Origin of the sequence: Frigoribacterium sp. CFBP9030 (assembly GCF_034045195.1) — a bacterium.
GTDB lineage: Bacteria > Actinomycetota > Actinomycetes > Actinomycetales > Microbacteriaceae > Frigoribacterium.
Genome location: NZ_JAXCWG010000019.1, coordinates 20,721 through 30,418 on the forward strand (window position 1 = coordinate 20,721; position 9,698 = coordinate 30,418).

General features: G+C 71.3%; 9 protein-coding genes. All 9 read right to left on the bottom strand.

Features of this window, described 5'->3' with window-relative positions:
* Positions 1–8 precede the first annotated feature (8 nt).
* Entirely contained in the window at positions 9–953 is a 945-nt protein-coding gene (gene xerD, locus SOM13_RS14630) for a site-specific tyrosine recombinase XerD (RefSeq protein WP_320477336.1), read from the bottom strand.
* A gap of 25 nt (positions 954–978) precedes the next feature.
* On the bottom strand, positions 979–1,539 hold the full coding sequence (locus SOM13_RS14635) for an NUDIX domain-containing protein (protein ID WP_243215672.1): 561 nt from the start codon (positions 1,537–1,539) through the stop codon (positions 979–981).
* Positions 1,536–3,260: a CTP synthase gene (locus SOM13_RS14640; protein WP_192060566.1), complete on the bottom strand. Its 1,725-nt coding sequence runs from the start codon at positions 3,258–3,260 to the stop codon at positions 1,536–1,538. The genes SOM13_RS14635 and SOM13_RS14640 overlap by 4 nt, the downstream gene beginning before the upstream one ends.
* Positions 3,261–3,410: 150 nt before the next feature.
* Positions 3,411–5,117 (bottom strand): DNA repair protein RecN, encoded by a 1,707-nt coding sequence (recN, locus tag SOM13_RS14645; RefSeq protein ID WP_243215671.1) that lies wholly within the window; start codon positions 5,115–5,117, stop codon positions 3,411–3,413.
* Positions 5,114–6,076, bottom strand: a complete 963-nt coding sequence (locus SOM13_RS14650; RefSeq protein WP_320477340.1) for an NAD kinase — start codon at positions 6,074–6,076, stop codon at positions 5,114–5,116. The genes recN and SOM13_RS14650 overlap by 4 nt, the downstream gene beginning before the upstream one ends.
* A complete protein-coding gene (locus SOM13_RS14655) occupies positions 6,040–6,864 on the bottom strand; it encodes a TlyA family RNA methyltransferase (RefSeq protein WP_192060569.1) in 825 nt (274 codons plus the stop codon). Before SOM13_RS14655 ends, SOM13_RS14650 begins: the two co-directional genes overlap by 37 nt.
* Positions 6,861–7,049, bottom strand: coding sequence for a hypothetical protein (locus tag SOM13_RS14660; protein WP_320480133.1), 189 nt, complete (start codon positions 7,047–7,049; stop codon positions 6,861–6,863). The genes SOM13_RS14655 and SOM13_RS14660 overlap by 4 nt, the downstream gene beginning before the upstream one ends.
* Positions 7,050–7,062: 13 nt before the next feature.
* Entirely contained in the window at positions 7,063–8,067 is a 1,005-nt protein-coding gene (locus tag SOM13_RS14665) for an HAD-IIA family hydrolase (protein WP_243215668.1), read from the bottom strand.
* Positions 8,060–8,986, bottom strand: a complete 927-nt coding sequence (locus SOM13_RS14670; protein WP_320480134.1) for a hypothetical protein — start codon at positions 8,984–8,986, stop codon at positions 8,060–8,062. Before SOM13_RS14670 ends, SOM13_RS14665 begins: the two co-directional genes overlap by 8 nt.
* Between the last annotated feature and the right edge of the window lie 712 nt (positions 8,987–9,698).

Sequence of the window (9,698 nt, forward strand, 5' to 3'; positions counted from 1 at the left end):
TTACCTGGTCAGACACCAGGTGCCGCGGTAGGGCGCGGAGTCCGCCGACGCGCCCGGGGGTGCGCCTGCGAGTACATGTCGCGCAGCGCGTCGGCCGTCACGAGCGTGTAGATCTGCGTGGTCGCGACCGACGAGTGACCCAGCAGCTCCTGCACCACCCGCACGTCCGCGCCGCCCTCGAGCAGGTGCGTCGCGAACGAGTGGCGGAACGTGTGCGGCGAGACGTCGACGTCGAGCTCGGCCCGCTCGGCGGCCGCCTGGATCACCAGCCAGGCGTTCTGACGCGACAGCCGAGCGCCGCGAGCGCCGAGGAAGAGCGCCGGCGTCGCCTCGCCCCGCACCGAGAACCCGGGGCGTGCGCGCACGAGGTAGTCGTCGAGAGCACGGCGGGCGAAGCTGCCGAGCGGCACGATGCGCTGCTTGCCGCCCTTGCCGAACAACCGGACGACGTCGCCCTCGATGACGTCGTCGACGTTGAGCGACACCGCCTCGCTCACCCGTGCCCCGGTCGCGTAGAGCACCTCGAGCAGGGCCTTGTCGCGCACCCGCACGGGGTCGTCGCCATCGGTCGCGGCCAGCAGAGCCTCGATCTGCGCGACCGAGATCGCCTTCGGCAGGCGACCGGGCAGCTTGGGCGGACGCGTCGTCGCGGCGACGTCGGTCTCGACCAGGCCCTCCTCGAGCAGGAACCGGTGCAGCCCCCTGACCGACGACAGCACGCGGGCGACGCTCGCCGCACCGAGCGGTCTCTCGGCGCGAGTCGAGAGCGCGACCGGGAACGCGGCCACGTCGGCGACCGTGACGTCCCCCGGGGAGGCGCGGTGCGCCTCCTCGAGATGCCCCTGCCACAGTGCGAGGTCGCGTCGATAGGCCGCCACCGTGTTGGCGGAGAGACCCCGCTCGACGGTGACGTGCCTCAGGTACCGGTCGACCGCCTCCTCGATCGTGGTCATGCGAGACCGGGCCGTCGGTGCGCGGTCAGCGCGAGGCGTGGGCCGCGAGCGCGGCGATGGCGAGGATGGAGTTCTGCAGCCGGCCGGCGAGCACACCCGAGACGATGTCGTCGAGGGCGACCCAGCGCACCTCGATGTCGGCCTCCTCCGCCTCGCGGGCGAACGCCGTCTCGGTGGCCGAGACGCCCGTCGCCTGGAAGACCGTCACCGTCTCGTCGCTGCCGCCGGGGGTCGTGCGGAAGGTCACGAGCTCGCGCCAGTCGGTCGCCGCGAGGTCGGCTTCCTCTGCGAGCTCGCGCTGAGCGGCGGCCAGCTTCGGCTCGCCGTCGACGTCGAGCAGACCGGCGGGGAGCTCCCACTCGCGCGACCGGATCGGGTGCCGGTACTGCCGGATCACGAGCACACGCGCCTCGTCGTCGACGGCGAGGATCGCGACGGCGCCGGTGTGGGCCACGTACTCTCGGACGATCGTCGAGCCGTCGTAGTCGAACGCGTCGCGGCGGATGTTCCAGACGGCTCCCTCGAAGACGACGTCGGACGACGTGATCTCGGGCTCGAAGGCCTCGTCGGCGAGCAGCTCGCTCATGCGCCGACCGTCTCGGCGTCGACGTGACCGACCTGACCGGCCTGGCCGGCGTCGTCCGCGTCGTCGGCGAACAGCCGACTCGAGTTCTGACGCTCGAGCGACGCCTCGACGAGACCGCTGAACAGCGGGTGCGCGTGGTTCGGGCGCGACCGCAGCTCGGGGTGCGCCTGCGTGCCGATGTAGAACGGGTGCTCGCTGCGGTCGAGCTCGACGTACTCGACCAGGGTGCCGTCGGGCGACGTGCCCGAGAAGCGCAGGCCGGCGTCGGCGATCTGCTGACGGTACTGGTTGTTGACCTCGTAGCGGTGGCGGTGACGCTCGTCGACCAGCTCGGAGCCGTACAGCTCGGCCGCCAGCGAACCGGGTGTCAGCGCGGCCGGGTACAGGCCGAGGCGCATGGTGCCGCCGAGGTCGCCGCCGGCGATGATGTCGACCTGCTCCGCCATCGTCGCGATGACGGGGAACTCGGTCTCGGGGTCGAACTCGGACGAGGAGGCGCCGGCCAGGTCGGCCTCGTTGCGCGCGTACTCGATGACCATGCACTGCAGACCGAGGCACAGGCCGAGCGCGGGGATCTTGTTCTCGCGGGCGAACCGCAGGGCGCCGAGCTTGCCCTCGATGCCGCGGATGCCGAAGCCGCCGGGCACGCAGATCCCGTCGACCTGCGACAACGCGGCGGCCGCTCCCTCGGGGGTCTCGCAGTCGTCGGAGGGGATCCACACGAGCTTCGCCTTGGCCTGGTGCGCGAACGCCCCGGCCCGCAGCGCCTCGGTGACCGAGAGGTAGGCGTCGGGCAGGTCGATGTACTTGCCGACCAGGCCGATGGTCACCTCGTGCTTGGGCTGGTGCACGGCGTCGAGCACGGTCTGCCAGCCCGACCAGTCGACCTCGCCGGCCTTCTCGTCGAGACCGAGGTGACGGATGATGTACGCGTCGAGGCCCTGCTCGTTCAGCATGGTGGGGATGTCGTAGATGCTCGCGACGTCCTTCGCGTTGACGACGGCGTCTTCGTCGACGTCGCACATCAGAGCGATCTTCCGCTTGTTGCTCTCGCTGACGGGACGGTCGCTGCGGAGCACGAGGGCGTCGGGCTGGATGCCGATCGAGCGGAGAGCCGCCACCGAGTGCTGCGTCGGCTTGGTCTTCTGCTCGCCCGACGCGCCCATGTACGGCACGAGCGAGACGTGCACGAAGAAGACGTTCTTGCGACCGAGCTCGTGACGCACCTGACGGGCCGACTCGATGAACGGCTGGCTCTCGATGTCGCCGACCGTGCCGCCGACCTCGGTGATGATCACGTCGGGCTTGAGGTCGCCCTCGGCCTGCTGACGCATGCGGCGCTTGATCTCGTCGGTGATGTGCGGGATCACCTGCACGGTGTCGCCCAGGTACTCGCCGCGGCGCTCCTTCGCGATGACGGTCGAGTAGATCTGGCCGGTCGTGACGTTCGCGGCCTGATCGAGGTTGATGTCGAGGAACCGCTCGTAGTGCCCGATGTCGAGGTCGGTCTCGGCGCCGTCGTCGGTGACGAAGACCTCACCGTGCTGGAAGGGGTTCATCGTGCCCGGGTCGACGTTGAGGTACGGGTCGAGCTTCTGCATCACGACGCGGAGTCCGCGGGCGGTCAGCAGGTTGCCGAGGCTGGCGGCGGTGAGGCCCTTGCCGAGCGACGAGACCACGCCGCCGGTGACGAAGATGTGCTTCGTGACGGAGGGTGTCACCGAGTCGCTCGTGAGGCCGGCGCGGCCCGACGAGGCGGCGTCAGAAGGGCCGCCCCCGTCGATCGAAGAGGAATCAGGGCCCGAGTTCTGTACGTTCACCACGGGATTCCATCCTATGTCACGAGCGGGGCGCAGACCAGCCACGGGGTGTTACGAACGTGTGTCGGCTCGGTCTCGTGCCAGGTCGAGCAGTTCGCGGGCGTGGTCGAGCCCGCTCGTGCTGTCGGGCAGCCCCGAGAGCAGCCGCGCCATCTCGGCGACCCGGTCGTCGCCCTCGAGCTGCTGGACGCTGCTCGCGGTGACCTCGCCCGAGGCGTCCTTCACGACCCGCAGGTGGTTCGTGGCGAACGCGGCGACCTGGGCGAGGTGCGTCACGACGATGACCTGCGCGCGATCGGCCAGGGCGGCGAGCCGCCTCCCGATCTCGATCGCGGCCGAGCCGCCGACGCCGGCGTCCACCTCGTCGAACACGAAGGTGGGCACCTCGCTCGATCCGGCCATGACGACCTCGAGGGCGAGCATGACGCGCGACAGCTCGCCGCCCGACGCGCCCTTGCCGAGCGGTCGGGGCTCGCTGCCGGGGTGCGGCCGCAGCAGCAGCGACACGACGTCGGCCCCGGAGGCTCCGAGCTCGTCGCGGGGCGTCACCTCGACGACGATCTCGGCGCCCGTCATGGCGAGGGCTCCGAGCTCTGCGCTGACGCGCTCGGACAGGTCCGCTCCGGAGGCGCGGCGCAGCTCGGTCAGTCGCGTCGCCCTGGTCTCCGCCTCGGCCCGGAACTCGCGCACCTCGTCGTCGAGCTGGGCCAGGCGGTCGTCGTCGCCGTCGAGCTCGAGCAGACGACGGCTGCCGTCGTCGAGCAGACGGATGGCGTCGTCGAGGGTCGGGCCGTGACGGCGGACGAGCGCCGACAGATCGGCGCGTCTGGTCTGAACGGCCTCGAGATCGCCGGCCGCGTCTCCGTCGAGACCACCGAGGTAGCTCGAGAGCCGAGACGACGTCTCGGAGACCTGCACGCTCATCTCGGCGAGCAGATCGGCGATCGGCCCGAGGGCCGGGTCGTGGGGTGCGACGCGATCGATCTGCCGGCGGGCCTCCTCCACGAGCCCGAGGACGTCGCGGGTGCCGTCGACGGCCTCGGTCGACAGGATCTCGTGGGCGAGCCCCGCGGCGAGACGCAGGTCTTCGGCGTTGCTCAGGCGTTCGGCGGTGGCGTCGAGCTCGTCGAGCTCGCCGGCGACAGGGGCGACACCCTCGATCTCGGTGATGGCCGCCCGCAGGTCGTCCGCCTCGGCCCGGCGGGCGTCGCGGTCGCGGGTGATCTCGTCCAGCTCGGCACGCGCGGCCAGCCAGGCGTCGTACGCGACGCGGTACGACGCGGCGGCCTCGGCGAGCGGCGCTCCCCCGTGGGCGTCGACGGCGGCGCGCTGGGCGGCTGCCGACTTGAGGCGGATCTGCTCGGACTGCCCGTGCACGACGACGAGGTGGTCGGCGAGGTCTCCGAGCACTCCGATCGGTGCGGCACGACCGCCGACGATGGCGCGGCTGCGACCCTCGGCCGAGACGACGCGGCTGAGCAGCAGCTCGCCGTCGTCGACGTCGCCGCCGGCCTCGGTCACCCGATCGACGACCGGCCCGTCGGCGGCGACCAGCCAGCGCCCGTCGACGACGGCCTGACCGCTGCCCGAGCGGACGATGCCGCTCTCGGCGCGCTGGCCGAGCAGCAGCCCCAGAGCCGTCACCACCATGGTCTTGCCTGCGCCCGTCTCGCCGGTGACGGCCGTGAAGCCGGGTCCGAGCGGAAGGGTGGCGCGACCGATCACGCCGAGATCGCGGATCGAGATCTCCTCGATCACGAGGTGGCCGCCTGATCCGGACCGCGCCAGCCGGTGACCGGCAGGTGGAACTTCGCGACGAGCCGGTCGGTGAACGGCCCCTGGCGCAGACGCGCCAGACGGACCGGCTGCGTCGACCGCGTGCACTCGACGCGGGCGCCCGGCGGCAGGTCGTGCTCTCGCCGACCGTCGCACCAGAGGATGCCCTTCGCCTCGGTGCGGTTCAGCACCTCGACGGCGAGCACGGAGTCGGGGCCCACCACGAGGGGGCGGGCGAAGAGCGCGTGAGCGCTGAGCGGCACCAGCAGCAGCGCCTGCACCTCGGGCCAGACGACGGGGCCGCCGGCCGAGAACGAGTACGCGGTCGAGCCGGTCGGGGTCGACATGACGACCCCGTCGCAGCCGAACGACGACAGGGGCCGACCGTCGACCTCGATGACGACCTCGAGCATCCGCTCACGCGACGCCTTCTCGACGGTCGCCTCGTTCATCGCCCAGGTCTGGTAGACGATCTCGCTGCCGTTGGTGACGGTCACGTCGAGGGCGAAGCGCTCTTCGACGTCGTAGTCGTGGGCGAGCACGCGCCGCACCGTGTCGGTCATCTCGTCGCGCTCGCTCTCGGCGAGGAACCCGACGTGACCGAGGTTGACGCCGACGATGGGCGCCGAGGTGCCCCGGGTGAGCTCGGCGGCACGCAGGATGGTGCCGTCGCCGCCCAGCACGATCACGCACTCGAGATCGTCGCAGCTCACGTCGTCGCCGAGGATGCCCACGCGCCCGAGACCCGGTTCGGCCGCCTTGATGTCGTCGAACTCGTCGTGGGGCAGCACCGGGACCACGTCGGCCGCCGCGAGCAGCCCGCAGACCACGAGGGCGGCGTCGATCGAGTCGCGTCGCCCCGTGTGCGAGACGACGAGGATGTGCCTAGTCGAAGTGATGTCTCTCACGCTCCCGTCAAGCTGTCGGCCGTGCTGAGCCATTCTGTCGGATTCGTCCCGGCGGAGGCCGAGAAGCGGACGCAGTACTCCTGATTCCCCGCGCCTCCCACCACCGGTGAGGGGATGAGCCCGGCGGTGCCGAGCCCCAGGTCGTGCGCGGCCCACATCACCGTCGTGACGGCCTCGTTCCGCAACCCGGGGTCGTGCACGACGCCCTCGCGAATGCCCTGTCGTCCCACCTCGAACTGCGGCTTGATCAGCAGAACGAACTCGCTGTCCACACCAGCGCTCTCGACGAGCGCGGGCAGCACCATCGTCAGCGAGATGAACGAGACGTCGGCGACGACGAGGTCGATCGACGCGGACTCGGCCGACATCGAGCGCAGCTGCGGACGGGTCAGGTACCGCGCGTTGACGCCCTCGACGGTCGTCACGCGCGGGTCGGAGCGCACGCCGGCAGCCAGCTGGCCGTGCCCGACGTCGAGCGCGATCACGTGCCGCGCCCCGCGTTCGAGCAGCACCTGGGTGAAACCGCCGGTCGACGCTCCGACGTCGAGAGCCGTGCGACCGGCCGGGTCGACGCCGAACGAGTCGAGTGCGGCGATCAGCTTGTGGGCGGCTCGGCTGACGTAGTGGTCGAGCCCGGCGACCTCGACGCGATCGGCCTCGGACACGCGGGTCGAGGCTTTGAGCACGCCCGAGCCGTTGATCGACACGAGACCGTCGGCGAGCAGCCGGGCCGCATGCGTGCGCGATCGGGCGAGTCCGCGCCGGGCGAGCGCGGAGTCCAGGCGCTCCCCCTCCGCGGCGGGGGTCGTCGCGTCGCTCACGAGCCCTCCGGCCCGTCCGCCGCGGCGCCTTCGAGGACGTCTCGCAGCTCGTCGTGGACCTCGCCGAACGCCGCCGCACGGTCACCTAGAGGCTGCTGCTCGATCTGCAGGAGGCGCGCCTCCAGACCCTCGACCGCCTCCGTCTGGTCCGTGGTCGGCACCGTCGTCTCGTGGTCCTCGCTCATGGTGGCGTCCACCTTAGTCAGCCGCGTGCAGGGCGGGGTCGACGTCGAGGGCGTAGATGGCGCGCTTCGTGCCCCAGACCGCTGCGGTGCCGGCTCGGACGAGATCGGTGGGGTCGGTGCCGGGCGAGAGCACCCGGACGACGTGCCCGCGCACCGCCACGCTCGCGTTCCGGACGCTGACGACGTGGACGTCGTCCTCGTCGTGCTCGACGACCTCGGGATACGGCTGCTGCAGCTCGCGCAGGTCGCCGACGATGAAGTCGGGTCGTGACGCGGCGTCGGCGGACAGCAGCTCCTTCGCACCGTCGATGCCGGTCAGCACGAGCGCGGAGAGCAGCCCGGCGCGGTTGGCGCCGATGATGTCTGTGTCGAGCCGGTCGCCGATGAACAGCGCCTTCGTCGCGCCGAAGCGTTCGACGGCAGCCGTGAAGATCGGCGTCTCGGGTTTGCCGGCGACCTCGGGCAGGCGCCCGACGGCCGTGTGGACGGCCGACACGAGCGTGCCGTTGCCGGGAGCGATGCCGCGCTCCTGCGGGATGGTCCAGTCCGTGTTCGTGGCGATCCACGGGATGCCGCGGTGCAGCGCGAACGACGCCTCGGCCAGCTGCGCCCAGCCCACCTCGGGGCTGAAGCCCTGCAGGACGGCGGCCGGCTCGTCGTCCGCTGAGCGGGTCACGACGTAGCCGTTCTCCTCGAGCACGGAGGTCAGCCCCTCGCCGCCCACCACCAGCACCGTCGAGCCTGCGGGCACGGTGTCGCCGAGGAGGCGCACAGCCGCCTGCGGGGACGTCACCACGTCGTCCGCGGTCACCTCCAGACCGTAGCCGCTCAGCTGGTTCGCGACAGCAGCGGCCGTGCGCGACGCGTTGTTCGTGATGTAGCCGACTCGGAGCGTCTCCGCGATGGTGGTCAGGGACTCGACCGCGTGCTCGATGGCCTGACTGCCCCGGTAGACGACGCCGTCGAGATCGGCCAGGACGGTGTCGACACCGTCGAGCGGTGCGGGGCCGTCAGCCACGGTCGCCCTCGTCGTCTGTCGAGGTCTCGTCGGCGGGAGCGGGCTCCTCCACGGGAGCCTCCTCCACGGGAGCCTCCTCCACGGGAGCCTCCTCCACGGGAGCCTCCTCCACGGGAGCCTCCTCCACGGGAGCCTCCTCCACGGGAGCCTCCTCCAGAGAAGCCTCCTCGGCGGGAGCCTCCTCCGCGGAGTCGTCCTCCCACTCGAGGTCCTCCTCGGCGGGAGCCTCCTCCGCGGAGTCGTCCTCCCACTCGAGGTCCTCCTCGACGATCTCGATCGTCTCGCCGTCGTCACCCTGCAGGTGTCGATCGATGGCGTCGGAGGCCCGCTCGGACAGTGCCCGCCATTCGTCGGCCTCGCTCTCTCGGCCGAGATCGTCGAGCACCGTCGCGTACGCGTCGAACAGGTCGGGGCTGTACGAGAAGGCCTTGGAGCGGTCGAGCTGAGGGATCTCTAGTTCACGGAGCGCGGCTTCCGCTTGACCGAGATCGAGGCGAGCACCCGACATGGCGATGGCGAGCTGCACGCGCACCGGCACGTCCAGGGTCGCCGGGTCCACGGAGCGACCGAGCTCGAGCGCGCGCTCCGGGCGCTCCAGCCCGCGCTCGCTGTCGACCATCAGGGGGAGGTGGTCCTCGCGACCCGAGATGCGCCGGTAGGTGCGCAGCTCACGGAGCGCCATCGCGTAGTCACCCACCGTGTAGGCGGTGATGGCGATCGTCTCGCGGACGACGCCGATCCGACCGGCACGACGACCGGCCGAGAGAGCGTGCTTGTGCGCCTCCTCGGGGTCCTCCTCGATGAGGCGTCCGGCCATGACGAGGTGACGAGCGACCCAGTCGGCGTTGTCCTTGCTCAGGGTCTTGAGCTCACCGCGGGCGACCTTGTCGAGGTCGCGGGGTTCCACGTCGTCGGGCACATGCGCGACGTCTTGAGGCGGGCGCACCGACTTGATGCCGAACGGGTCGCGATCCTCGGGGGTCTCGCGGGGGCGGAACGAGTCACGCCCGGAGCGAGGAGCGCCACCACCGCGCGGGGCACCACCGCCGCGACGATCGTCTCCCCCGCCGCTACGCCCCGAGGAGGCGCGATCCGATCGCTGAGGACGGTCACCGTACGTGGGGCGCTCGCCCCGACCCGCGCGGTCGCCGTACGACGGACGGTCGCTGCGCTGGGGTCTATCCCCAGAAGAAGGACGATCGGTGCGCTGCGGCCGATCCCCCGACGACGGACGATCGTTCCGCGGGGGCCGACCTCCCGACGACGGGCGGTCCGACCGCTGCGGTCGGTCACCGTACGACGGACGGTCACCGCGCGGCGGGCGAGAGTCACGCGGCTGATCGCGTCGAGGGCCCCCAGGCCCACTCGACGGTCGGCGGCCGGCAGCCGATCCGGAGTCGTCGGAGCGTCGGGGACGGTCGTTGCGGTCGTCGTCGTCTCGGTCACTCACGGAGGTACTCCCTAAAAATCTCTGCCAGCTGTTGTGTTGTGAGGGTCGACTCTACCAACCCGGAGCCTCGCCTGCAGACGGGGCGTTAAACGCAGAAAGCCCCTTCCGAAGAAGGGGCTCTCTGATCTTACTAAAAGGAGTCCGGCGGTGTCCTACTCTCCCACAAGGTCCCCCTTGCAGT

Coding starts and splice junctions, on each gene's coding strand:
- xerD (WP_320477336.1), bottom strand. CDS start 953: ATGACCACGATCGAGGAGGCGGTCGACCGGTACCTGAGGCACGTCACC.
- SOM13_RS14635 (WP_243215672.1), bottom strand. CDS start 1,539: ATGAGCGAGCTGCTCGCCGACGAGGCCTTCGAGCCCGAGATCACGTCG.
- SOM13_RS14650 (WP_320477340.1), bottom strand. CDS start 6,076: ATGGCTCAGCACGGCCGACAGCTTGACGGGAGCGTGAGAGACATCACT.
- SOM13_RS14660 (WP_320480133.1), bottom strand. CDS start 7,049: ATGAGCGAGGACCACGAGACGACGGTGCCGACCACGGACCAGACGGAG.